This is a genomic window from Bradyrhizobium sp. S3.2.6 (genome assembly GCF_040546885.1).
Lineage (GTDB): Bacteria > Pseudomonadota > Alphaproteobacteria > Rhizobiales > Xanthobacteraceae > Bradyrhizobium > Bradyrhizobium cytisi.
This window is the reverse complement of the sequence record NZ_JBEPOS010000001.1, coordinates 871,578-897,641: the sequence shown is the minus strand read 5'-3', so window position 1 is coordinate 897,641 and position 26,064 is coordinate 871,578. Positions and strand designations below refer to the sequence as shown.

At 63.7% G+C, this 26,064-nt stretch carries 15 protein-coding genes; 4 read left to right on the top strand and 11 right to left on the bottom strand.

Annotation, left to right across the window (positions count from 1 at the left end; genetic code table 11):
* Positions 1–789: 789 nt before the first annotated feature.
* The 7 genes from ABID58_RS04125 to ABID58_RS04095 all read right to left on the bottom strand — a co-directional run bounded on the left by ABID58_RS04125 (position 790) and on the right by ABID58_RS04095 (position 8,290).
* Positions 790–1,764 carry an ABC transporter ATP-binding protein gene (locus tag ABID58_RS04125; RefSeq protein ID WP_354031621.1) on the bottom strand — a complete coding sequence of 325 codons (975 nt, stop codon included), beginning with the start codon at positions 1,762–1,764 and terminating at the stop codon, positions 790–792.
* The gene (locus tag ABID58_RS04120; RefSeq protein WP_354031620.1) at positions 1,761–3,176 is read right to left on the bottom strand and encodes an amidase; all 1,416 of its coding nucleotides are present in this window, start codon (positions 3,174–3,176) and stop codon (positions 1,761–1,763) included. Before ABID58_RS04120 ends, ABID58_RS04125 begins: the two co-directional genes overlap by 4 nt.
* Entirely contained in the window at positions 3,173–3,370 is a 198-nt protein-coding gene (locus ABID58_RS04115) for a hypothetical protein (protein ID WP_148754995.1), read from the bottom strand. Before ABID58_RS04115 ends, ABID58_RS04120 begins: the two co-directional genes overlap by 4 nt.
* An 11-nt stretch (positions 3,371–3,381) precedes the next feature.
* Positions 3,382–4,428, bottom strand: a complete 1,047-nt coding sequence (locus tag ABID58_RS04110) for an ABC transporter ATP-binding protein (RefSeq protein WP_354031619.1) — start codon at positions 4,426–4,428, stop codon at positions 3,382–3,384.
* A 195-nt stretch (positions 4,429–4,623) separates the two neighbouring features.
* Complete coding sequence (locus tag ABID58_RS04105) at positions 4,624–5,526, bottom strand: ABC transporter permease (protein ID WP_354031618.1); 903 nt, start codon at positions 5,524–5,526, stop codon at positions 4,624–4,626.
* A 5-nt stretch (positions 5,527–5,531) separates the two neighbouring features.
* Positions 5,532–6,485 carry an ABC transporter permease gene (locus tag ABID58_RS04100; protein ID WP_354031617.1) on the bottom strand — a complete coding sequence of 318 codons (954 nt, stop codon included), beginning with the start codon at positions 6,483–6,485 and terminating at the stop codon, positions 5,532–5,534.
* A gap of 146 nt (positions 6,486–6,631) precedes the next feature.
* Positions 6,632–8,290: an ABC transporter substrate-binding protein gene (locus ABID58_RS04095; RefSeq protein WP_354031616.1), complete on the bottom strand. Its 1,659-nt coding sequence runs from the start codon at positions 8,288–8,290 to the stop codon at positions 6,632–6,634.
* Between the two features lie 213 nt (positions 8,291–8,503).
* Here ABID58_RS04095 and ABID58_RS04090 point away from each other — a divergent pair, with 213 nt between their 5' ends.
* Positions 8,504–10,099, top strand: a complete 1,596-nt coding sequence (locus ABID58_RS04090; protein WP_354031615.1) for an ABC transporter substrate-binding protein — start codon at positions 8,504–8,506, stop codon at positions 10,097–10,099.
* Between the two features lie 207 nt (positions 10,100–10,306).
* Here ABID58_RS04090 and ABID58_RS04085 read toward each other — a convergent pair whose 3' ends face one another.
* On the bottom strand, positions 10,307–12,538 hold the full coding sequence (locus tag ABID58_RS04085) for a CHASE2 domain-containing protein (protein WP_354031614.1): 2,232 nt from the start codon (positions 12,536–12,538) through the stop codon (positions 10,307–10,309).
* Here ABID58_RS04085 and ABID58_RS04080 point away from each other — a divergent pair.
* Positions 12,537–12,707: a hypothetical protein gene (locus ABID58_RS04080; RefSeq protein ID WP_354031613.1), complete on the top strand. Its 171-nt coding sequence runs from the start codon at positions 12,537–12,539 to the stop codon at positions 12,705–12,707. The two genes, ABID58_RS04085 and ABID58_RS04080, sit on opposite strands and share 2 nt — an antisense overlap.
* On the opposite strand, the gene ABID58_RS04075 is transcribed toward ABID58_RS04080, so the two are convergent.
* The gene (locus tag ABID58_RS04075; protein WP_502916375.1) at positions 12,700–20,175 is read right to left on the bottom strand and encodes a VCBS domain-containing protein; all 7,476 of its coding nucleotides are present in this window, start codon (positions 20,173–20,175) and stop codon (positions 12,700–12,702) included. The genes ABID58_RS04080 and ABID58_RS04075 overlap by 8 nt on opposite strands.
* Before the next feature lie 619 nt (positions 20,176–20,794).
* Between ABID58_RS04075 and ABID58_RS04070 the strand changes: the two genes are divergently transcribed.
* Complete coding sequence (locus ABID58_RS04070; RefSeq protein ID WP_354031611.1) at positions 20,795–21,547, top strand: transglutaminase-like cysteine peptidase; 753 nt, start codon at positions 20,795–20,797, stop codon at positions 21,545–21,547.
* Between the two features lie 86 nt (positions 21,548–21,633).
* Positions 21,634–22,776, top strand: a complete 1,143-nt coding sequence (locus ABID58_RS04065; protein WP_354031610.1) for a lysozyme inhibitor LprI family protein — start codon at positions 21,634–21,636, stop codon at positions 22,774–22,776.
* A gap of 160 nt (positions 22,777–22,936) precedes the next feature.
* Here ABID58_RS04065 and ABID58_RS04060 read toward each other — a convergent pair whose 3' ends face one another.
* Together ABID58_RS04060 and ABID58_RS04055 are read right to left on the bottom strand one after the other, a co-directional pair.
* Positions 22,937–24,136: an ABC transporter substrate-binding protein gene (locus ABID58_RS04060; RefSeq protein WP_148755911.1), complete on the bottom strand. Its 1,200-nt coding sequence runs from the start codon at positions 24,134–24,136 to the stop codon at positions 22,937–22,939.
* A 74-nt stretch (positions 24,137–24,210) separates the two neighbouring features.
* Positions 24,211–26,049, bottom strand: a complete 1,839-nt coding sequence (locus ABID58_RS04055) for an AMP-dependent synthetase/ligase (RefSeq protein ID WP_354031609.1) — start codon at positions 26,047–26,049, stop codon at positions 24,211–24,213.
* Positions 26,050–26,064: the final 15 nt, after the last annotated feature.

The following is a 26,064-nucleotide window of genomic DNA, read 5'->3' as shown; positions in this document are numbered from 1 at the left end:
GCAGGATAGGGCCGGGTCGAGAACAGCCGCGGCGGCGCTGGCGCTCTATCCCTGACATCCCGGGGCTCGCGTGGCAGGGGAACTGGTTCCAGGAGCCTTGCTGCGCTCGACGGCCTGCGATCATCTTGTTGCATGTATTTTCGCCTCCGCTGCGCGACCAACGTCGGCCAAACGGAAGCGTATTCCCCAAGGTTGTGTCGCCTGCGTCTGACAGGCCGGCGAACTTCAGCGAGATAAGATAAAGGAGCGGCATCCCATGTGGGACATCACCTGCTTACGCCGGACGCTCCAGATAGGGCCGATGCAGGTTCCTGCCGCAGTCGCGCCCCACATGGCATTCATCATGATCGCGTCGTTGCCCTACCCGCTCGGAAGCTTCGTCACCGATTCGTCTGGCTGATCTAGAGAACAATCTGGGCGAGAGCCAGAGGGGCGGCAACGCGCATCGTGAAGAAACTCAAAATTGACTTCATGCGATGCCGTTGGGCAACGTATCCTCGTGCGATCTTCCTAAAATTTTCTCGATTCAGCGCAGAGACCAAAAGCATGGTGCCACAGAGGAACGACCTCAGCACGATCGGTGGTGGCGAAATCCACGCAAGCGATCTCGTTGTCGACGCGTGAGTACATTTGCCTATTGATGCGGCAATCCATCGCATCGCGCACGCGAAACCAATCCGTGCGACGCGCATGCCGCATGATGCGGCATTCATAGACAATTCCCCCGTCCGCTTCAGTTCGCCACGAATACTCTGTCGGCCAGTCGACTACGGCCGGAGCAACAGCTTGCTAGGACGCAACCACCGCCTCCGCCAGCACGCACCGTGCCGCTCGGCCCGGCGCAACCTCCACATTCGCCGGCAATTGCGCGATGCAGCGCGGCTGCGCCACGGCGCAGCGGGGGGCGAAGGAGCAGTTGTGGGGCATTTCGGCCAGCGATGGCGGGGTGCCGGGGATGGTCTCGAGACGCTGCCCCCGCTTGGCGCCGTGGATGGTCGAGGCGAGCAGGCCCTTGGCATAGGGATGGACCGGGGAGCGGACGATGTCGCGCAGGCTGCCCTGCTCCACGATCTGGCCGGCATACATCACCGCGACGCGGTCGCAGATCTCGATAGCGACGCCGATGTCGTGGGTGACGAAGATGACGGACATGCCGAACTCGCGTTGCAGCTCGCGCAGCAGCAGCAGGATCTGGATCTGCACGGTGGCATCGAGCGCCGTGGTCGGCTCGTCCGCGAGCAAAATCTTCGGACGGCAGGCGAGCGCCAGCGCGATCATCGCACGCTGGCGCATGCCGCCGGACATTTCGTGCGGATAGGCATCGAGCCGCCGCTTGGCAGACGGGATGCGCACGACCTCGAGCATCTCGAGCGCACGCGCCGTGCCCTCCGCATACGACTTGCCCTCGTGGCGCACGACGCTCTCGGCGATCTGCGCGCCGATGGTGTAGACCGGGTCGAGCGCCAGTGCCGGCTCCTGAAAGATCATCGAGACGGTCTGGCCGCGGAACGACGACAGCTCCTCGTCGTTCATCGCGAGCACGTCGCGGCCCATGACGTTGACCTTGCCGGAAATCTGCGTGCGCTTCTTCGGCAACAGCCGCATCAACGCGCGCAGCGTCACGCTCTTGCCCGAACCGGATTCGCCGAGCAGGCCCAGCACCTCGCCGTCGCCGAGCGAGAGATTGAGATCGTTCACGGCATAGACCGTGCGCTCGCCGGTGAAGCGGATGTTGAGGCCTGATATCTCGACGAGCTTTGTCATGACGGCAGCTTGGGGACCCGGTCGTGGTAGTCGGTGACGCGCTGGAAGGCGGCGCCGATGGTCAGCAAAGTCGCTTCATCGAAGGAGCGGCCGATCAGCTGCATGCCGACAGGCAGGCCGCTTTTGGTGAACCCGGAGGGAACGGTGAGCGACGGCAAGCCCAAAAAATTTACCGGACGGGTGAACAGCGTCAGCCGCTGCAGCAGCGCCGGCGCGTTCGGCCCGCCGCCGACGTCGCTCTCCTCGATGGTCGGTGCAGGCACCGGAGATGCCGGTGCGATGATCGCATCCACGCCTGCGGCCGCGGCATTGTGGGCGGCGAGTGCCGGGCCGCGCCAGCGCATCGCCTCGAGATAGGTGATGGCGGGCACGGCGAGACCGTTCTGCAGCCGCATCAGCACCTGCGGACCATAATCCTGCGGACGTTCGATCATCCAGCGCTTGTGGAAGGCGGCAGCTTCCGCCGCGAGCACGAGCTGGCTTGCGGCGGACAATTGCCGCTGATCCGGAAGCTCGACTGTGAGGATGTCGGCGCCCTCGCGCTTGAGCACCGCGATGGTCTCGTCCAGCACGCGCGCGACCTCACTGTCGAGATCGTCGACATAGAACGAGGCGGGCACGCCGATCTTGAGGCCCTTCAGCGAGCCTTTGGTTGCCGCGACATAGTCCGACAGCGGCTCGTGGCTTGCGGTCGAATCCTCGGGGTCGGGACCGGCCATCAGCGCCAGCAGCAGCGCGCAGTCCTCAGTGGTGCGCGCGAGCGGGCCGACGGTGTCGAGCGATTGCGACAGCGGCATCGCGCCGGCGCGGCTGACGCGGCCGACGGTGGTCTTCAGACCGGTGACACCGCAGAAATGCGCGGGCATACGGATCGAGCCGCCGGTGTCGGAGCCCAGCGCCGCATAGGTCAGCCGCGCTGCGACCGACGAGCCGGAGCCTGACGACGAACCACCGGTGATATGCGCGACGTTCCAGGGATTGCGCACCGGGCCGTAATGGGCGTTGTGGCCGGTCGGGCCATAGGCGAACTCGGCCAGATGCAGCGTGCCGAGGCGAATCTGGCCGGCGTCCTTCAATCGCTGCAAGGCGGTGGACGTCACGGTCGGCACGAAATCGCGGCGGATCAGCGAGCCGCAGGTCGAGACGTGGCCTGCATCGTAATACATGTCCTTGTGCGCGAGCGGAACGCCATGCAAGGGACCTCGGAGCTCGCCTTTGGCGAGCGCGGCGTCGGCGGCATCGGCCGCCTTCAACGCAGCTTCGGACTCGATCGACATGAAGGCGTTGAGATGCGGCTGCCACTGCGCGATGCGATGCAGCAGCGCGCGCGTCACCTCATGCGAGGACACCTGCTTCATCGCGATCGCGCGCGCGACCTCGGTGAGCGTCATCAAGGCAGGCTCGGTGCTCATTTCGACACCTTCTGCGTCTGCGCGAGCGGATAGAGCGCGGGCTCGAGGTCGAACGGCAACGTGCCGGCGATGGCGGCAAAGCCTTCGAAGGCCGGTCCAATGGAATTGGAGATGCGCGTCGCGATCTCGTCGTTCACGGGAATACCGGCGACTTGTGCCGTCGCCTGGATCTCTTTTGTCGTCGGTCTCGTCATGCGGTTTCCTCTCAGGGCGCGCGGCTATGGCCTGAACCCGGAATCGCCATGTAGCACGCGGCCTCGTGGCCCATATTATCCAGCGCGGTGAGCTTTGGTGCAGCAATTGCGCAGAGCGGCTCCGCAAACGCACAACGGGTGTGGAAGCGGCAGCCCGCGGGCGGATCGATCGGATTGGGTGGATCGCCCGTGATCGGCGGCTGCTCGGTGCGCCTATCGGGATCGGAGGACGGCATCGCGGCCAGCAGCGCGCGCGTATAGGGATGCGCGGGCGCGTCCCAGACCTGGTCGACGGGGCCGAGCTCGACCACCTCGCCGAGATACATCACCAGCACGCGGTCGCTGATGTAGCGGACGACGTTGAGGTCGTGGCTGATGAAGAGATAGGTCAGGCCGAACTCGCGCTTGAGATCGGCCAGCAGGTTAAGCACCTGCGCCTCGACGGATTTATCGAGCGCGGAGACGGCTTCATCCAGAATCACGAGCCGCGGCGAGAGTGCGAGCGCGCGGGCGATGTTGACGCGCTGGCGCTGGCCGCCGGAGATCTCGTGCGGATAGCGGTTGGCGAAATTTGCGGGCACCAGGCCGACTTTGCCGAGCAGCTCGCGCGCCAGCGCACGCGCGGTGCCATCGGCCATGCCATGGACCTTGGGGCCGAACGCGATCGATTCCTCGATGGTCAGGCGCGGATTGAGCGAGGCGTAGGAATCCTGGAACACCATCTGCATGCCGCGGCGGAGCTCGCGCAGCGACAGCGACTGCCCGACGGACATGCCGTCATAGATGATGTCGCCGGCATCGCGCGGCATCAGATGCATCAAGAGGCGCGCGGTGGTCGACTTGCCGCAACCGGACTCGCCGACGATGCCGACGGTCTCGCCCTTGGCGATGGAGAAGGAGACATTGTCGACGGCGCGCACGGTACGTTTCGGGGCGAACAGCCCACCACGTACCGGAAAATGCTTGGTCAGGCCATTGACCTGGAGCAACGGCTGCGCGACGCCGCCGACGTCCTCGACCGGCTCCAGCATGGCAACGGAGGTGCTGGTGTCGCTCATGCCCGCGGCCTCCTGCCTCTCCCCGTCGGAGCAAGGCCATCACATATGGCCCGTACTAAAGCCTCCACGCCGTCATGGCCGGGCTTGTCCCGGCCATCCACGCCTTGCCACACGGGACGAAGAACGTGGGTGCCCGGGACAAGCCCGGGCATGACGACCTCCCATGCCGCGCCATTGCTCTTCTGCATCATCATCTCAGTTCCTGATGTCCATGGCGCTGCGCAGGCCGTCCGAAAGCAGGTTGAAGCAGATCGAGACCGCGAAGATCATCGCGCCGGGCAATGCCGCAACCCAGGGATTGACGTAGATCGCGGTGCGGAGCGTGTTCAGCATCAGGCCCCATTCCGGCTCCGGCGGTTTTGTACCGAGGCCGAGGAAGGATAAGCCTGCCGCCAAAATCATCGAGACCGAGATCAGGCTGGTGGCATAGACGAAGATCGAGCCCAGCACGTTGCCGAGGATGTGCACGCGCATGATGGTGAAGGGCCTGGCGCCGGAGGCGCGCGCGGCTTCGACGAAATCCATGTTGCGCACGCCGGTGGTGACGCTCTCGGCGACACGGGTGATCTGCGGCACGAACACGACGGTCAACGACACGATGGAATTGAGGATGCCGGCACCGAGCGCGCCGGAGATCGCGATCGCCAGCAGCACGGAGGGGAAGGCGTAGAACACATCGATCGTGCGCATGATCGCGGTGTTGAGCTTGCCGCCGACATAGCCGGCGACAAGCCCGAGCGAAGTCCCGATGCCAAAGGCGAGGATGACAGGCAAAATGCCGATCACCAGCGACAGCCGCCCGCCATAGATCAACCGGGCCAGCATGTCGCGGCCGAGCTCGTCGGTGCCGAGCGGATAGCCTGCCGTGCCGATGTGGCGCAGGCGGCGGATCATCGAGCCCTTGTAGGGATCTTCGAGTCCAAGCCAGGGCGCGAGAATGGCGGAGACGAAGATCAGCAGCAACACCAGCGCGCAGGCCATGCTGACCTTGTCGCGCAGGATGCGCCGGCCGACGGTCGCCCAGTAGCCGCGCGCCTTGGTCGCGGGCGCGGCCTGAAGCGCGGCGTCGCTGGTCGCGGACAACGGAAGCTCGCTCATCGCCGCTAGCCCCGCTTGATGCGCGGATCGATCACGGCTTGCGCGATGTCGACCAGCAGATTGAGGAAGACGAAGAACAGGGCCAGAACCAGGATCGTGCCTTGCAACAGCGGCAGGTCGCGCTGGAAGATCGCGGAGTTGAGCAGAAAGCCCGAACCCGGCCAGGAGAATACGGTCTCGATCAGGATCGAGCCACCAAGCATGTAGCCAAGCTGAAGTCCCATCACGGCGAGCGCGGTCGGCGCGGCATTCTTGATGACGTGGCGGAACACGCCGGTTTCGTGCAGGCCTTTGGCGCGCAATGCCTCGACGAAATCCTGCGAAAGGATATCGCCGGTGAGCGCGCGCACGGTGCGGGTGACGATGCCCATCGGAATCACCGAGGTCGTGATCGCCGGCAGCACGAGATATTTCAGGTGCGCCCAATCCCAGGCCCAGGAGCTAGAGCCGTTCGGCCCGGCGCCGACCGCGGGCAGCCAGTTCAGCTCCACCGAGAAGATGATGACGAGCACCATGCCGAGCCAGTAATGCGGCACCGAGACGCCGGCGATGGCAAAGGAGGTCGCGAGCTTGTCGATCCAGGTCTCGCGGAAATAGCCGGCGATCAGGCCGAGCAGGACGCCCATGGTGAAGCCGATGATGGCGGCCGCAATCGCAAGCGTGACGGTGTTGCCGACCGCGCGCATGACCTCGGCGAGCACGGGACGGCCCGTCGCAATGGAATTGCCGAGGTCGCCATGCAGCGCGCGCAGCAGCCACAGGCCGAACTGCACCGGCAGCGGACGGTCAAAGCCGTAGGCGGCGCGCAGCTGCGCCGCGAGCTCCTGCGAGGCATCGGCCGGCAGCACCGCGACCAGCGGATCGCCCGGCGTGATATGCACGAGCAGAAAGCACACCAGCGCCACGCTGATGACGATCGGGATGACATAGACGATGCGTCTGGCGATGTAGGCGAGCACGTCGGGTTTACTCAGGTTGGCGCGTAGATGCCGTCATGGCCGGGCTTGTCCCGGCCATCCACGTTCTTCTCTTTAGAAAGACGAAGCAAGAAAGACGTGGATGCCCGGGTCAAGCCCGGGCATGACGGATAGATAGAGTGATCACCTCACGGCGTCATCGAGATCGGCGAGAAGTCGATGAACCAGCTCTTCGGCTGGATCACACCTGTCACTTTCGGGCTCATGGCGCGCGGGCCGACGTCGTGGGCGACGTAGAGGAAGGCTGCATCGTCGACGGAGGCTGCGTGCAGCTCGGCGAGCGCGGCGTCACGCGCGGCTGGATCAAACGTCTGCCGCGCCTTCTTCACCAGCTCGTCGAACTTGGGATTGTTGATAAAACCCCAATTGTTCGAGACCGGCGGCGCCATCGACGACTGCAGGAAACGCACCAGCGCGAAGAACGGGTCCATCGCCGCATAGGTGACGTTGGTCGCGTTCGAGCCGTTGGCGCTGGGATCCTTGACACCGCGCCGCCAATTGGAGAACAGCGTATTCCACTCGATGACGTCGAGCTGCACGTCGAAATAGCATTCGGCAAGTGCCTGCTGGAGATATTCGTTCATCGGCAGCGGCTGCATCTGGCCCGAGCCGGAGGTCGAGGTCTGGATCTTGACCGCCAGCTTCTTGTTCGGACCGAAGCCTGCCTCCTGCATCAGCTTTTGCGCTGCCGGCTTGTCATACTTGATCTCGAAGGTCGGCTTGCCGCGCCAGGGATGACCGGGCTCGAAGGTGCCGGTCGCCGGCACCATGAGACCCGCAAGCAGCCCGTCCTTGAGCCCTTCACGATCGACGCAGAGATTGGCGGCCTTGCGGACGCGAATGTCGTTCCAGGGCGAGCCCTCTACGCGCGAGAACTGCCACGGCCAGACATGCGGCTGCTCGTTGGCGTAGAGCTTGAAGCCGCGCTGCTTGAGCTCGGGCAGCGCATCCGGCGCCGGTGCCTCGACCCAGTCGACCTGTCCGGAGAGCAGCGCCGCAGTGCGCGCATTCGCCTCCGGCATCGGCAAGAGCAGCATCTTGTCGACCTTGGGCACGCGGGCCTTGTCCCAATAGTCCGCATTCTTCACCAGCTCGAGCCGCTCGCGCGGCGTGAAGCTCGCCATCTTCCACGGGCCGGTGCCCGCGGCGTCCTTGGCAAAGGCAGTCCAGGCGGCCTGCGACTTCGCCTTGGCGTCGGCGCCTTCGGCCTTGTCGTAGAAGTGCTGCCACTTTGCCGGGCTCGCCATGAACAGGTTGGTGAGGTTGATCGGCAGAAAGCTGTCGGGCTCCTTGGTGGTGAGCTCGACCGTCATGTCGTCGATCTTCCTGGCGGATACGAGCGTCGGCATCCGCGTGGCGGTGGCACCGACCTGGCTCGGATCGAATTGCGGCGCGTCCTGCTTCAGGACCTTGTCGACGTTCCAGACCACCGCGTCGGCGTTGAACGGCGTGCCATCATGGAAGGTGACGCCGGGGCGCAGCTTGAAGGTCCATTTGGTCTTGTCGGCATCGTCGACCTTCCACTCGGTGGCGAGGCCGGGGATCACCACGCTGGCCTTGTCGGCGGAGGAGAGATCCCAGCCCGTGAGCGCGTCATACATGGTGACGCCAGTGAAGCGATTGCCTTCAAAACCCTGATCGGGCTGACCGAGCGTGCGCGGAATATCGGCAGCCGTCATGCCGATGCGCAGCACGGTTTCGGCGCTGGCCGCGCGCGGCCACGCAGCCGCAGTCGTCAGGGCCAGCGCCGCAATCAGCGCCGCGCGTGTCGTCGTCTTGATAAGCATTACCTCAGTCCTTTTGCGGCTTTCGATGATTAATTTTGATGCAAACGTATGCAATGGCTATGCCAATGGGGAAACTTATTCTGCAAATTGCCCCTGCGACGACAAGTCCTTGTGATCGAGCAGCCATGGAGGCATCGCACTGCCTATTCTGGCATCAAGATTGCACGTTTGGCTCCGAATTCTCCCATGAATTTTCCCTTGGAGCTTTGGGCCATGCGTATCCGATTATCGACTTGTCTCGCCGTGCTTGTGCTGGCGTCATTCGCAATCCCGGCGCGCGCTGAAACGGTGGTGCGCTACGGCATCTCCATGGCGGATATTCCGCTGACAACGGGTCAGCCCGATCGCGGCGCCGGCGCCTATCAGTTCACCGCCTATACGATCTACGATCCGCTGGTTGCGTGGGAAATGGATGTTGCCGACCGTCCCGGCAAGCTGGTGCCGGGACTCGCGACGGAATGGAAGGTCGACGATGCCGACAAGACCAAATGGCGCTTCGCGCTCCGTAGGGGCGTCAAGTTTCACGACGGCAGCGAATTCAACGCCGATGCGGTGATCTGGAATCTCGACAAGGTGCTCAACGACAAGGCGCCGCAATTCGACAAGCGGCAGAGCGCGCAGGTGAAGACGCGGCTGCCTTCGGTGGCGAGCTACGCCAAGATCGACGATTCCACAGTGGAGATCACCACCAAGAAGGTCGATTCCTTCTTCCCCTATCAGATGCTGTGGTTCCTGGTCTCGAGCCCCGCGCAATACGAGAAGCTCGGCAAGGATTGGGACAAGTTCGCCAGCCAGCCCTCCGGCACCGGCCCGTTCAAATTGACAAAACTGGTGCCGCGCGAGCTCGCCGAGCTCAGCAAGAATCCGGACTATTGGAACACGAAGCGCATTCCCAAGGTCGACAAGATCGTGCTGGTGCCGATGCCGGAAGCGCTGACCCGCACCAACGCGCTGCTCGCAGGGCAAGTCGACCTGATCGAGACGCCGGCGCCCGATGCCGTGCCGCAGCTGAAAGCGGCCGGCATGAAGATCGTCGACAACGTCACGCCGCATGTGTGGAATTATCATCTGAGCGTGCTGCCGGGCTCGCCCTGGACCGACATCCGCTTGCGCAAGGCGCTCAACCTCGCGATCAACCGCGACGAGGTCGTCGGCCTGATGAATGGGCTGGCCAAACCCGCCAAGGGCCAGGTCGATCCGTCGAGCCCGTGGTTCGGCAAGCCGAGCTTCGACATCAAGTATGATCTTGCGGCTGCCAAGAAGCTGGTCGAGGAGGCCGGCTACCCCAAGGCGAAGCCGCTGAAAGCCACCTTCATCATCGCGCAGGGCGGCACCGGCCAGATGCTGTCGCTGCCGATGAACGAGTTCCTGCAGCAAAGCTTCAAGGAGATCGGCATCGACATCGACTTCAAGGTGGTCGAGCTCGAGACGCTCTATACGCACTGGCGCAAGGGCGCGGCCGACGAGATCAACGCCGGCATCACCGCCAACAACATCGCCTATGTCACCTCGGACCCGCTCTACGCCATCGTCCGCTTCTTCGCCTCCGACCAGATCGCACCGGTCGGCGTCAACTGGGGCGGCTACAAGAACCCTGAAGTCGACGCGCTGATCAACGAGGCCAAGCAGACCTTCGACACCGCCAAGCAGGACGATCTGATCGCGCAGGCGCACGCCCTGATCGTCGACGATGCCGCGCTGGTCTGGGTCGTCCACGACACCAACCCGCACGCGCTGTCGCCGAAGGTGAAGCAGTTCGTCCAGGCGCAGCACTGGTTCCAGGACCTGACGACGATCGGGGTGGAGTGAGACGGCGCGCGCCTCATGAACGCGGTCGTGTCGGCCTTCGCCGGGACGACCGCCGTGAGCTATTGCGCGCAAACGCCTCAACAGTCTCGTCATTGCGAGCGGAGCGAAGCAATCCAGAATTGCATCCGCGGAGACACTCTGGATTGCTTCGCTCCGCTCGCAATGACGGAGTGTATGGGCGACCACGGAGCCCACACACTCGCAGCCCTACTTCGTCAGCAGCGCAAACGCTCCCGTCCAGCCTTCCGGCGGCGGATCGATCTTGAAATCCTTGATGCGCGCCTCGTACAGCTTGAACAGCTTTTCCAGCGTGTCGGCGTCCTCGCTGCGGCGGCCGCGCTCGATGGCCTCGAGTGCGCCGTGCCAGTCGCGGTTGCGGTAGCAGCCGAGCATCTCGATGGTGATGTTGCGCAGGCGCTGGAACGCGGCCGACTGCATCACGTCCTCGCGGCCGGCGATGGCATAGATCACCTCCGGCTCGCTCTTGCCCTTGACCATGATGAAGTCGAGCTCGAGGATCGCAAACTTGTCCTTGGCGGCGAGCGCCGTGCGGGAGCCGACGATGATCGGAAAACCGTATTCCTTGGTCTGGCCTTCCAGGCGTGACGCCAGGTTCACGCTGTCGCCGAGTACCGAATAGTTCTTCTTCAGGTCGGAGCCCATGTTGCCGACCACGCCGATGCCGGTGTTGAGACCGATGCCCACGTTGAGCGGGATATAGACGTGGCCGCCCTCGGCGGCTTCTTGCTCGCGCTCCTTGTTGACCACGTCGATCTTCTCGAGCATCTGGATCGCGGCCTCGCAGGCGTTGACCTGGTGCTCGGCATCGTCGAGCGGCGCATTCCAGAATGCCATGATGGCATCGCCCATGTATTTGTCGACGTAACCCTTCTCTTCGATGATCACGTCGGTGAGCGGCGTCAGGAAGCGGTTCATCAGCGTGATCAGGCCCTGCGGATCGTGCTTGTAGCTTTCCGAGATGGAGGTGAAGCCGCGCACGTCGGAAAACATGATCGTCAGCTCGCGCTCCTCGCCGCCGAGCACGACTTTCTCCGGCGATTGCGCGAGCTGCTCGACCAGCACGGGCGACATGTATTGCGCGAATATGCCGCGGATCTGCACGCGCTGCCGCTGCTCGCGCACGAAGCTCGAGAAGATGAACGTCAGGTAGATCGCGGTGGTCGACAGCAGCGGATAGGTGAAGTCGATGAGGTAGCGGTATTTCCAGTAGAAGAACCAGGACGTGCCGACCAGGATGGCGGCGAACATCGCGCCCGCGATCACCAGCCGGACGGGGCCGAGATTCGGGGTAAAGATGATGACGAGGACGCCGATGATCGTCGCAGTGATCAATTCGACACCGAGCGCGTAGTTCGGCCGGGAGATCGCCGCGCCAGTCAGCACGCTTTCGAGCACCTGGGCGTGAATCTCGACACCCGGCATGGCCCGCGACACCGGCGTGGTCTTGATGTCGTTCAGGCCGACCGCGGAGGTGCCGATCAGCACCAGCTTGCCATTGATCTTGCTCGGCGGCACCGTGTTGTCGAGGACGTCGGCCGCCGACACGTAGATCGAGGGATCTTGGCGGGCATAGTGCACCCAGAGTTGACCGTTCTCGTCGGTCGGGATCTCGACGCCCTTGAGGCGGATGGCGCGGATGCCGGTCTTGTCGGTGCGAACCAGCAGAGTGGGCGTCCCCGTGACGACCCGCAGGATCTCAAGGCTGAGCGAGGGCATGATGTTGCCCTGGGCGAGCATGATCATCGGCACGCGCCGGATCAGGCCGTCGCGCTCGGTTGGAATACTGAACAGGCCGCGCCCCACTGCGACTTTCTCGATGACAGGCACGTTGCGAAGCAGACCGGGGAATTCGAACAGGAAGCGTTCGGCGTTTTCTTCGCCGACCGTAGCCACACCGGTGAAGGGCAGCGTTTTGTCGACCTCAGACGTGACCTTCTGCTGCCCCGTCTCGCCCAGCACCACGCGCGAGCGCTTGATCGCTTCCGAGAGGATCTGGTCGTTGCTCGGCAGCTCGCGCAGCTTGGTGCGGGTGGCGTCGTCCAGATAACGCATCTGGTTTGCGACCAGATCCGGATTGAGCCGGTCTGCTTCCGAGAACACCACGTCGAAGCCGATCACCACTGCGCCGTTGCTGGTGAGGTTGACGATCATGTCCGCGATCCGCGTCCGCGACCACGGCCATTGGCCAAACCTGGCGAGACTCTTGTCGTCGATGTCGACGATGGTGACCGGCCGCACCGTCTTGTGACGGGGATCGACCAGCTGGAACAGGTCGAAGGTGCGCAGCCGCAATTCCTGCACCGGCGGCGGATCCCAGACGCGCAAGCCCGCAAAGACGATCAGCAGCGCAAGGCACACCAGCCGCGCAAAGCCGAACTTTCGCGCGAACCACCGTCGCAGGATTTTGAGACGTTTCATGTCAGTCGAGCTTCCTGCCGCGCATCACGTCTTCAAGGCCGATCATGGGGCCTCGGCGCGCGATTGGCTATTCCCCAGGACGAAGGATTATGGATTTTTTGCCGCGGTCAAGATGTGCGTTCATCGCCCGCAAGCCGGCCGCACGCCGGAGGCGGCACCCGTCAGGTGATATGGAAGATGAAATCGCTGGCCTTGAGTGTCGCGGTCATGCTCTTCAGCAACAGCTGCTCATGCTCGGTGACCGAACTATCGCCCGCGCCGATCTGCTGCTGCCACGCAACCAACGTTTCGCCGTTCTGCTGGGTGATGCTGAGGTTGCCGATGGAGCTGACGCCCGAGAACTGGCGCAGGTCGATCCTGTCCACGCCTTCGATGAAATCGGTGATGGTGTGCGCGTAGTCGGCCACGGGATGCCCCTCGTCGTCATACCCGGCCGAGCCCGGCGCGAAGACGAACTGGTCCTTGCCGCCGCCACCGGACAGCGTGTCGCCGGTCGTCGTCGCGAAGATGACGTCCTTGCCGCTGGTGCCGTTCAGCGTGACGCCATGGCTGGCGTCGCCCTCGTTGAAGATGAAGTTGACGGTGTCGGAGAGACCGGTGGTCTTGTCCGTCACCGTCAGCGTGATCTGGTCGGCGTCCGGCGGCGTTTCGCCGGCACTGTAGGTGACACCGTTCTCGAAGGCCGTATTGATGTCGTCGAGCGTGCCGCAACTCGGTGACAGATCGACACTGCTGCCCGGCGCATGCGCGGTGACTGCCGTGACCTTAAACTCGTCCGTCGACGCGCCGGAATCGGTGTCGGTGACCGAGAGATTGGTGATGGTGTCTGTGCCGAGTTCTCGATCATGCGAGACGTAGAAATGGTCGGTGTCGATGACAGGCCCGCCTGCGGGCGCGCCGTCGACCTTGACGGCGACATCGTTGGTGAACGTCTCGGTGTCGCTTAGCGGCCCTGAGAGACCGGTCGCCCGATCGACCACGGTGCCGCTCACATGCAGGCTGAACTCGCCGGCGTAATCGGTTGGCGTCGTCAGGGTCAGCGCGGACGTGCCGAGCGAGGCGATATCCGGCGCACTGACCAGCCAGTGGCCGGCTTCGTCGCCGATTCCGGCCTGCCCGACCGAGAACGTCGTTCCGTCCGGGAAGCCGGACAGGTCGAGCGCCATGTGCTCCGACCCGTCGGTATCGGTGACGGCGGTGAGGCTCGGAAGAGCGATCGCCGTGCCGTGTTCGCCCTCGAAAGCATTGGAGATCGTGACATTGCTGACGGTCGCGTCGTGCTGGCCGTCGTTGGCCTCACGGTTGGTGATGGTGACGAGATTGCCGGCGGCATAGTCGGTGAAATCGGATGTGAAGGTGCCGACGGTCTGGCCCGTGCTGTGATCGACGATCACCACGGTCTGATGTGAGCCGTCGTCGGTAATGGTCGCGTCGTAGACGGTGCCCTGGCTGAGGCTCGCCGAGAGGTTGACGTTCGCGCCCGTGGCATTGTTGGTGATAATCAGGCCATTGCCCCAGCCGAACATGAAGGACAGACCGTTGGCCGGTGAGCCGTACGTGCCGGTCGTCCCGTCGGTGCCATCGGTGACCGCGACATAGGGACCGACCCCGTCGTCGAGGCTGAAGCTCAGGCTGGCATGCAGCGGCGTGGCGGCCGTCGGGGTAAAGCCGGAGGTCGTCTCCAGGTAGCCGTGATCGTGCAGGACCACGCCATTGGCGGTCGGCGTGACCGACGCATCGTCGTCGGTGCCGGGCACCGACGGCAGCACGACGTTCCAATGGGAGTTGTCAATGCTGATGCCGGTCAGGCTGTCGGCAAGGTAATTCACCGCCAGCGCCTCGAACGCCGGCGGATCGGCGACCGGTGCGACTTCGGTGTTGAGCGTGGCCGCCGTGGTGGACACGCTGGAGCCAACCGCGGCGATGTCGATCGAAACCGGGCTAAGGCCGCTGCTGCCACCATTATACGTGTCGTCCAGCGCATGCACATCGAGACCGCCAGGCACGCCGCTGTAGTTTGCGGCCGGCACGAAACGGATCAGCGCGTCGGTGGCGAGCACAAGGGCGCTGGTGTCGCTGACGCCGGAGATGTCGATCCACTGATTGCTGCCGGCAACTTCGTATTGCCAGACGCCCTGCGATTCGTCGGCATGGTCGGCGGTAACTGCGACAGCCTTGAGGTTCGCACCGGCATCAGCGTCGTGAAAACCGGTTGTGAAAAGCGCGCCCACGGTGGATCCGGCCGGGGCCACAGCATCCTCGCTGACCGCATCGAGCGTCGCGTTCGAGATCGTCGGCACGTCGTTGGCACCGGTCACGTTCACGGTGAATGTCGCCGTGCCGGTCGCGCCATGCGCGTCCGTGGTCTGGACCGTAAACGTATCGGCATAGGGTCCGGCCGACAGCGCGTTGATCGCGGCCGCGTCGGGGGCGTAGTCGTACGTGCCGTCGGCGTTCACCGTCAGCGAGCCGTAATGGCCCGCCACGGAGCCATGATTGTCGGCGCCGACCGCCGAATAGACCAGCGTCGCCGTTTCACCGTTATCCACATCGGCCCCGGCCAGCGTGCCGGTGAGATCGGAGAAGGTGTCGGTCGCAGCCGTGTCCGTGAGCGCTCCAGCGGTGACGTCGGCCAATGTCGGCGCGTCGTTTGTACCTGTGATGGTGACGGTGACGTCCTGCGAGACGTGCGCGCCGTGATTGTCGGTGAAGGCGACGGTGTAGACCTGAGTGATAGTCTGGCCCTGGGCGAGCGACTGCAGCGTCGGGTCGCTGTCGTCGAGCGAGAAATGCCAACCCAGCGTCGCGCCATTGCTGGCGTCGCTATTCGATTCGGTCACCGACGGATCGATCGTGAAGCTGCCGATATGCGAGTTGCTGTCAAAGTCCGGCAGCGCCGAGCTGAGGGACGACGACTTGAACACCGCCGCCGCAGTGTGCGTATCGATCAGGTCGATGTCCTGGATCGCAAGCGTGCCGTCGATCGACAGCGTCGCGCTCGCATCCTCGGTCACCGCGCCCTCGGCCGCTGCCTCGCCGCTCGTGATCGTCGGCGCGTCGTTGGCACCGTTGATCGTGACGGTGACGTCCTGCGAGACGTGCGCGCCATGATCGTCCGTGAAGGTGACGGTATAGACCTCGGTGATCGACTGGCCCTGGGCCAGCGATTGCAGCACGGCGCTATTGTTGTTGAGACTAAAGTGCCAGCCCAGCGTCGCGCTGTTGTCGGTGTCGGCGCTGAACTCGGTCACCGAAGAGTCGATCGTGAAAGTGCCGAGCGAAGTACCGTCGCTGAAGCCGGGCAGATGCGCGCTCGATGTCGACGACTTGAACACGGCCTCCGCTGTGTGTGTGTCGATCAGGTCGAGGTCCTGGATCGCAAGCGTGCCGTCGATCGACAGCGTCGCGCTATCATCCTCGGTCACCGCGCCCTCTGCCGCTGCCTCGCCGCTCGTGATCGTCGGCGCGTCGTTGGCGCCGTTGATCGTGACGGTGACGTCGTGCGAGACGTGCGCGCCATGATCGTCCGTGATGGTGACGGTGTAGACCTCGGTGATCGACTGGCCCTGGGCCAGCGATTGCAGCACTGCGCTATTGTCGGCGAGGCTGAAGTGCCAGCACAGTGTCGCACTGTTGTCGGCGTCGGTGCTGAACTCGGTCACCGCCGAGTCGATCGTGAAGGTGCCGAGCGAGGTACCGTCGCTGAAGCCAGGCAGATGCGCATCCGATGTCGCCGACTTGAACGCTGCCGTTGCCGTATGGGTATCGATCAGGTCGAGGTCCTGGATCGCCAGTGTCCCGCCAACCAGCAGCGTCAACCCCGTATCTTCGGTCACCGCGCCCTTTGCCGCCGCCTCGCTATTCGTAACGGTCGGAACGTCATTGGTGCCTGTGATCGTGACCGTGACGTCTTTGCTGACCGTCGCACCCTGATTGTCGGTGAAGGTGACGGTGTAGACCTGGGTGATAGTCTGCCCTTCGGCCAGCGACTGCAGCACCGGGTCGTTGTCGGCGAGGCTGAAGTGCCAGCCCAGCGTCGCGCCATTGTTGGTGTCGCTGCTGGACTCGGTGACCGACGGGTCGATCGTGAAGGTGCCGATGTTCGTGGTGCCTTCGGTGAAGCCCGGCAGATGCGCGCTCGATGCCGACGACTTGAACACCGCCGCCGCCGTGTGGGTGTCGATCAGGTCGAGATCCTGGATCGCCAGCGTGCCGCCGGTCGACAGCGTCGGCGTAGCGGCATCCTCGGTGACGCCGCCCGTTGCGTCGGCGTTGCTGCTCGTGATGGTCGGCGTGTCGTTGGTGCCGATGATGGTGACCGTCACGTCCTGACTGACCGTCGCACCGTGATTGTCGGTGAAGGTGACGGTGTAGACCTGGGTGATGGCCTGCCCTTCGGCCAGCGACTGCAGCACCGGGTCGTTGTCCGCGAGGCTGAAGTGCCAGCCCAGCGTCGCACCGTTGCTGGTGTCGGTGCTGGACTCGGTCACCGACGGGTCGATCGTGAAGGTGCCGATGTTCGTGGCGCCCTCGGTGAAGCCTGGCAGATGCGCGCTCGATGCCGACGACTTGAACACCGCCTGCGCGGTGTGGGTGTCGATCAGGTCGAGATCCTGGATCGCCAGCGTGCCGCCGGTCGACAGCGTCGGCGTAGCGGCATCCTCGGTCACCGAGCCCGCCGCGGCCGCAGCATTGCTGGTGATGGTCGGCGTGTCGTTGGTGCCGGTGATGGTGACGGTGACGTCCTGGGTCACCGTCGCACCGTGATTGTCGGTGAAGGTGACGGTGTAGACCTGGGTAATGGTCTCGCCCTGGGCCAGCGACTGCAGCACCGGGTCGTTGTCCGCGAGGCTGAAGTGCCAGCCCAGCGTCGCGCCATTGTTGGTGTCGCTGCTGGACTCGGTCACCGACGGGTCGATCGTGAAGGTGCCGATGTTCGTGGCGCCCTCAGTGAAGCCCGGCAGATGCGCGCTCGATGCCGACGACTTGAACACCGCCGCCGCCGTGTGGGTGTCGATCAGGTCGAGATCCTGGATCGCCAGCGTGCCGCCGCTCGACAGCGTCGGCGTAGCGGCGTCCTCGGTCACGCCGCCCGTTGCGTCGGCGTTGCTGCTCGTGATGGTGGGAACGTCGTTGGTGCCAGTGATCGTGACCGTGACGTCCTGGGTGACCGTTCCTCCGTGATGATCGTCGACGGTGACGGTGTAGATCTGGGTAATGGTCTGGCCTTCGGCCAGCGACTGCAGCACCGGATTGCTGTCATCGAGCGTGAAGCTCCACCCCAGGGAGCCGACCGTGCTGACACCGGGGCTCTCGCTCACCGCGGTGAGGGCGAACGCGCCGATCTGCGAGGTGCCTTCGCTGAAACCGGGCAGATGCGCGCTTGACGTCGTGGACTTCAGAACGAAACCCGCGGTGTGCGTGTCGGTGAGGTCGGGATCGTTGAAGGTAATGGTGCCGCCCGCCAATAGCGTAGCCGCCGCATCTTCCTTCACCGCACCGGTCACAGTCGTTAATGCCCCGACGATCGTCGGCACGTCGTTGGTGCCCTCGACGCTGACGTCAGCGCCATTGATGGAGACGGTGATCGGCGTGCTGACGACCCCACCGTGCCCGTCATCGACCTGGATCACGTAATTGAGGACCAACGTCTCGCCGTCTGCGAGGAAATCGAAAAGGTGGTCAGTGACGCTGTAGGTCCAGGTGGCCGAGCCGTTATTGGCATTTCCCGCGCCCTGCACCACGCTGAGCGGAACCTCGACGGCAGCGATCGCGGCTTTCTGCTCAGGCGTCAACGTCGCCGTGACATCGTTGCCATGCGCGTCGAGATATTTGAACGGATGGGCGGACGAGAGCGCCGCGCTCACGATCGGCCGATCTGTCAAATCGACGTCGGTGAAGGTGACGGCGCCCGTGATAGTGTCCAGAGCCTCGTTGCCGGTCCCGACCTTCTCGATGACGGTTCCACCAGACGTCGCGATGGTGGGCTTGTCGTTGGTGCCCGTGATCGAAATGGTGATCGGGATAAACGTGGTTTCAGGGTTGACCGAGAAATTGTTGTCGATGCGCACCATGTAGGTCAGCGTCAACGTCTCGCCGGCGGCCAGGAAGTCGAAGACGTGGTCGGGCATCGTGTAGGTCCAGACCGCGGAACCGTTGTTGTTGTTGGCCCCGTCGGCGACGACGCCGATCTGGATCTGCGTCGCTGCGATGTCCTGCTTCTGCAGTGCGGTGAGCGAGCCGGTGACATCCTGCTGGCCAGCGTTCTCGTAAACGAAGTTCGGCGCTTGAGCGAGATTCACCGAAACCGTCGGCCGGTCGCCGAGATTGAGATCGACGAAAGTAATCCGGCCGGACACCGTGTCAGCACCCACGGTGTCGCCGGTTGTGTCTGCGTGATCGGCGGTCGCGTTCGCGTGCTCTTTCAGCGAGAACGATGACGTGACATTGCCGTTGGCATCGAGGCTGCGCGCCTGTGGCGGCCCGGGAAAACGATCGGCCCCCTTGTCCGTCCCGCCTTGCCCAGAGCCGCTACCATTGTTGACCGTGTTGGTGAAGGTCGCGGTCGCTGTCGCACCGGTGTCCGTCTTGATAAATACGATGTTGCCGTTCTGCGTGATGCTGTCGGTGAAGTTCGTGGTCAGCTTGGTGTTGGTGTTGTTGTCCGTGAACTTCAGCGTGAACACGTCCGTGATCAGCTTCTGCACGTCCGGCGACAGCAGCCCGTTGGTGATTGAGACGTTGCCGCCGCTGATCTGGATCATCTGGCCGGCCTGGTTGACCGTCGCGATCGGCAGCAGCGTCAGCTTGTCGAACAGGATGTAGGAGCCGGTGGTGCCGTTCGGCTCGACCAGCACCTGGAAGTTCGCCTGCGGCTGCGGATCGCCGCCGCCCGAGGGAACGACGAAATTGATCTCGGTCAGCACGGCCGTGCCACGGATGCCCATGGTGGCGACCGGCGTGTCGATCTTCATGTCGCCGTGCTTGGCGGTCTCGCCGGCGACGAAGGTGATGGTGCCCGCGACCAGGCTGAGCAGCGAGGAATTGTTCGACCCGTTGGGGTCGTAGACCATCTCGTTCAGCACCATCCGCGCGTTGGAGGACAGGCCGAACACGGTGCCGTCGATGAAGGTGACGCCAAGCGTCGAATCCGAACCGGTCGAGACCACGTCGCCCTTCTCGACGTTGTCGCCGTTGTTCAGGATGACCGAGACGCCGTTGCGGATCGCGGTCGCGCTGCCGGTCAGCTTGGTGACGTGGCCGATGACCTGCGCCGCGGCGGCACCGGGCGCGGCCTGCGCATACTGGACGTGACCCGTAAGCGCGTTGACGATGTCGCCGGTGAGATGGGCGCCGTCGGGCGAGGCGATCGCCGCGCGCTTGTCGCCCCTGAAATAATCGTGAACGACGAACTCATGGCCGTCGTGCGACAGCACGAGATCAACACCCGTACGCTTGAACTCGCCGTTGAAGATCAGGTTGGGGTCGGGAATGACGACCGCGCCTTCGGGCACGTGGCCATGCCCCGTGGCGGTAAAGGATTTGGCGGTAAAGGAATCGACGTGATGGGAGGCGGGCGAACGGGAACCCTGGCTATCCAAGGAGAGCGCGCCGTCAAATTTGCCAGCGTAATTCAATCGGGCACCGTAAAAAGGGTTAAAATCTAAGTAAGTATCGAGCGCCTAAGCTTGCATAGCATTACCAAGTCCTTAGCGAAACCATCTATTGCTTGTGTGATTTCGCATCACTTGGCTGCCGGCGACTATGCCTACGGCGACATCGATGGATAAGGCGAAGTATTTTTTCGAATATTTTGAAGTCGAATCCGGCTTATTGCGCACATTTCCAGTCGTCCAAAGTAATCGGTCGTACAGATCCGACGCCAGATACTTGTGTCATCTTTTCTTCGTGGTGCCCCGCAACATCCTGCGGCAAATACGGAGTTAAATCTGTGATCCAACTAACAGAGCCCGTGAAATAGCGGGCCGTTAGCCATAGGTGCAGAATCGGGCCACCCACAACTTCTGCCTGCAGTTTAATCGATTTCGCGATAGCGAGGCTCCTCTTAGCCGGCAAATCGTAAAATTTTACGCAAGTTGGGCAGGCCCGGTTCAGCCTGCCCCTTGGTTTTGGCGTCCCGCCCAAGCGCGTTAAGCAGAACAAAACGGCCCAGCTCGCACTATCTCCGCGAAAGCAACAAGCCCGGCACGTCAAGGTCGAGGGGGACCTGGCGAAGCCCGGATAAGGGGATGTCAGATGGAGACCGCTGCTCGCTCGCGCGCCTGGCGCGCTATCGTTGTCCTGTGCGGATTGATCCTGCTCGGGTCGGCTGCCGACCTTCGTGCCGGCACATTGCTGTCGCCCGGCGCAGGCGTGCTCGTGCGCAAATCTGCCGAGCCGTTCGGCGTGTTCGCCTTCGCCATTTCCACCGGTGGCCTGCGGCAGAAATGGTTCGCGTTGAAGGAGAAGCTCGACGACGACATGGTGCAGCTCGCGCTGTGCGATGGCGACCGCGACAATTGCGCCTCGCCCGCGGCGCTGAAGCTGCTCGCCATCATCGATCAGGCCCGCACCCGCGACGGCCGCGCGTTGATCGGCGAGACCAACCGCGCCATCAACCTCGCCATCCGCTCCGAAAATGATGGTGCCGAGGACATCTGGAGCTCGCCGCTCGAGACCTTCCAGCGCGGCGCCGGCGATTGCGAGGATTACGCCATCGCCAAGCTGGCCGCGCTGCGGCTTGCCGGCGTCGCCGCGGAGGACCTCCGCCTCGTTGTGGTGCGCGACACCCGCAACGGTGAAGGCCATGCGGTTGCCTCGGCAAAGCTCGACGGCCACTGGCTGATGCTGGACAACCGCCGCATGGCGATGGTCGAGGATGACGACGCGCGCAACTACCAGCCGCTCTATGTGCTCTCCCAATCCGCCGTGCTGAAATATGCCGGCGAACCCGTGCGGGGCGAGAGTCAGCGGGTGTCGATGGTGTCGGCCGAGGCCGACGCGCGCTGATCTTGCTGTAACTCCCCGCCACAAACCCATTTCGCCGCACGATCCGAGACGCTAGCATGGCCTTGGCCAGGCTGGGGGCAATTGGAATGCGGTTGATCGTGCTGAGTGTGCTTGCACGGCTGGCGTTGCCGGCAATGCTGGCATTGCCGGTCGCGCCAGGCTTTGCGCAATCCGGCCCATCCGACCGCTCCGTTGCCGACAGGCTGCCGCTGTTTGCCAGGAATAACTGCCAGCAGATCCGCGACCCCGGCAATCAATTGTTCTGCGGTGATGCCGAACTGTCTGTCGCCGCCGAGAAGCTCAACGCCGCCATCGAGGCGCGGCTCGCCCGCCTGCCCGATCGCCTGCCTGCAATCGAGGAGAATGCGATCTGGATCCGCCAGCGCAATCTCGGTTGCGGCATCGTCGGCCAGACCGCGATCCACGCCGACGATTTCGACCGGGTGAAGGCCTGCCTTCTCAAGGTGACGGAGGAACGGGCCGCGATCGTGCGAGATCCGGATTTCGACTGCCTTGCGGCCAACACCGCCGCCGGCGCGCTGATCTGCGCGGATCCATCGCTGGCGCTCACCGAGACCGAGCTCAACAGCCAGGTGCTTGGCCTGATCGGCAAGCTGGACCCGACCGCGGCGCGCTTTGCCTTCGCCGAATACGGTCGCTGGACGCGAGAGCGCGATCGCAAGTGCAATCTGGTCGGGAAGGAGAACGTGCCACCTCAGGAGCTTGGCTCCGCGGAAGATTGCCTCGCCGACCATCTGAAGCGCAGGACCGACGAGATCGCGGCCGCCAGGGGCGATCCGAAGAAGGTGTTCGGCCGGCAGGTCGCAGCCAGGGAGCCCGACACCGATGCCGTCGATTTCTGCGCCGCGCGCATCCACGCCGCCAATTCGTGCGGCAATTTCCTCCGCATCAACCGCGTCGACGCCATCGACAGCCAGGTGACCGGTCAGGAGGCGCAGGTCACGGGCGAGATCGAGATGGTCGTGCTGGCGCCGTTCACCACCTGTAGCAAGGTCGCCTCGACCTGCACCGGCACCTGCTGGGACGCCAGCACCGGCCGTCCGCAAGCAGGAGCCACCAACAAGGAGCGCTCCGCAGCAGCGTTCAATGTCACGCGCCGCCTGAGGATCCAGCGGACCTTTGCCTTCGTGAAAGCTGCCGACGGCTGGCGTTGCCGCGAGGACGAGCTGGCGCCGGTGAACTCGGGCACTGCGGGCGGGGGATCGTAGTTGCTTTCCTCTCCCTCTCCCCGCTCTTGGCGGGGAGAGGGCCGGGGTGAGGGGCTGCCTCCGCGATCACGGCGAGAGCTGGACTCGCGGAGAGCCCCCTCACCCGGAATTTGCTCTCGCAAATTCCGGCCTCTCCCCGCAAGCGGAGAGAGGCGAGAGATCAAAACATCAGATTGTCCTTCACCAGCACCCAGCGGCCACCCTTGACCTGCTGCACCTGGGTGATGGTGTTGGCGAGGTGGTCGGTCTTGGAGAATTTGGTCGGCGGTGAGTTGAAGATGTCGAGGAATTTGTCACCGGACTCGAGCGAGTCCAGCATCTTCTGTCCAGTCAGATCCTTGCCGGCCTTGTCGGCATAGAACGCAAACGTCATCACCGCGTTGTAGCCGATGATCGCCTGCGTGTTGGCGTCGGTGTTGAACATCTTCTTGTAGTTGATCAGCCAGTCGTGGACCTTGCCCTTGGCAGTGTCCTCATAGGGAATCTCGAAGCCCGAGGCCGCATAGAGTCCCTCGACCGCCTCCTTGCCCAGCGTCGGGACCTCCAGCACGTTGGTCGGCGTGGCGCCGAGGAAGGTGACGTCCCAGCCGAGCTTCCTGGCTTCACCCATCGCGCCGATGGTCTCGCGGATCACGGTGCCGAGCACGACGAGATCGCAGCCGTCGGACTTCATCTTGGCCACTTGCGCGCTGAAATCGGACGCGCCGCGCTTGTAGCTCGTGATCGAGGCGGGCTGCATCTTCATCGCAGCAAGCTGCTGGTTGAAGCCGTCGAGCACATTCTTTCCGTACTCGTCGTCCTGATGCATGATGCAGGGCTTCTGAAAACCTTTCCACTCCACCATGTATTTCAGCGCGGCGCGGGTGCTCTCGACGTAAGGCAGCAGGTTATTGAACTTGAGCCGCTCCTGCGGCTTGGCCGGATCGAACTTGAAGGTGAACTCGGCAGCCGTCAGCGGAAACAGCTGGGGCACGCCGGCGTCGAACAGGATGTCCTGCGCGGCGAGCACCGTCGGCGAGCCCATCGGACCGATCATCGCGAAGATCTTGTCGCGCTCGACCATTTTCTGCGAGGCGAGCACCGCCTTCTTCGGATCGTAGCCATTGTCTTCAAGGATCATCTTGATCTTGCGCCCCTGGATGCCGCCGGCCGCATTGATCTCCTCGACCGCCATCTTCATGCCGTTGGAGACCGGCACGCCCCAGACCTTGATCGGGCCCGACAAATCCTGATGAGTGCCGATGACGATCTCGCCCGCCGAGATGCCCTCATTGGTGACCTTGGTTTGCGCTAGGGACGGCTGACAGGTGAGCGCGAGCGCGCCCACAGCAAGGCCGAACGCCTTCAACGATTTCGACATTGACGTCTCCTCTCCTTGGGCCCGTATGATGCGAAGGGCGGGGCCATCATTCCTTCGCTGATTTTCTTTGCGCACTAAGCCACCGCGCGCGCGAGATACATTGCGTCGATCTCTGCGGCGTAGCGCTTGTTCACGAAATTGCGTTTCAGCTTCATGGTTGGCGTCAGCTCCTCGTCCTCCGGGGTGAGCTGGCGTTCGATCAGGTGGAATTTCTTGATGGTCTCGGCGCGCGCGACGTTCGCGTTGACGCCTTCAATCTCGTGCCAGATCAGGTTCTGGATCTCGCTGGCCCGGCACAGGCTGGCGTAATTGGTGAAAGGGATGTCGTGATCCTGGGCGAATTTCTCGACATTCTCCTGGTCGATCATCACAAGGCAGGTGAGATAGGGCCGCTTGTCGCCGATCACGACGGCGTCGGAGATGTAGGGCGAGAATTTGAGCTGGTTCTCGATCTCCGACGGCGTGATGTTCTTGCCGCCGGAGGTGATGATGATGTCCTTCATCCGGTCGGTGATGCGGACGAAGCCCTCATGGTCGATCGTGCCGACGTCGCCCGTGTGCAGCCAGCCGCGGTGGTCGATGGTCTCGGCCGTCTTCTCGGGCTGGTTCAGATAGCCCATGAACAGGAAGTCGCCTTTGATCAGGATCTCGCCGTCGGGCGACAGCGCGACCTCGCCCCAAGGCACCGCCGTGCCGACCGAGCCGAGCTTGATGCGCGACCCCGGCATCATGGTCGCAACCCCGCAATTCTCGGTCTGGCCGTAGACCTCGTGGATGTCGATGCCGAGCGCGAGATACCAGCGGATCAGATCCGGTGCGATCGGCGCCGCGCCGGTGAAGGCGATACGGCAACGGTCGAGCCCGATCATGCGGCGGATGTTGCGAAAGGCGAGCTGGTAAGCGACGAGGTTGGCGAGATGCAGCACCAGCGACGGCGCCTTGCCCTCGATCCGGCAATCGACCATGCGATAGCCGATCCCGATGGCGCGGCGATAGACCCATTGCTGGAGCGGCGTCGCGTCCTTCAGCGCGATGGTGATGACCGAATAGAATTTCTCCCAGATGCGCGGCACGGCGAGGAACACGGTCGGCTGCACCTCGCGCAGATTGTCCGGCACGGTCTCCGGACTCTCGGCAAAGTTCATCACCGAGCCGAGCGCGACCGAGATGTAATAGCCGCCGATGCGCTCGGCGACGTGGCAGAGCGGCAGGAAGATCAGCCGATCCTCGTCCTCGCGCGCCGGAATGAAGTCGTTGGCATGCCGCATCTGGTGCGTGACGCTGCGGTTGGCATGCATGGCGCCCTTGGGCGGGCCTGTCGTGCCGGACGTATAGACGAGGATGGCCAAATCGCCGGCGCTGCGGCAACTGATCATCTCCTGCCACAGCGCCTCGCGGCCGACCATGTGGTTGCGGCCGAGCGCGCGAAACTCGTCGAGCGACATCACCATGTCGTCGGAGAAGCCGCTGAGGCCCTCCATGTCGAACACGACGATCCGTTGCAGGCTGGGGCAGCGTGCGCGGCAGCCGAGGATCTTGTCGAGCTGCTCCTCGTCCTCGGCGAAGATCACCCGCGTCGCGGAATCGTTGAGGAGATATTCGACCTGGGCCGACGCGTCGGTCGGATAGATGCCGGAGGAGACACCGCCGGCGCACAGGATTCCCATGTCGGCATGGACCCATTCGGGCACGGCGTTGGCGACGATGGAGCCGACGTCGCCGGGCCTGAAGCCGATCGCGTGAAGGCCGTAGGCGATCTCCTTGGAGATCTGCAGCCATTCGCGCCAGCTCGTCGGCTGCCAGATGCCGAATGTCTTCTCACGGATCGCGGGCCTGTCGCCGCGCACCTCTGCTGCGCGCAGGAAACTTCTCGCGATCGTATCAGCGACCGTCAGCACCGCCGGTCGGGCCATGCGCGTCTCCTCGGT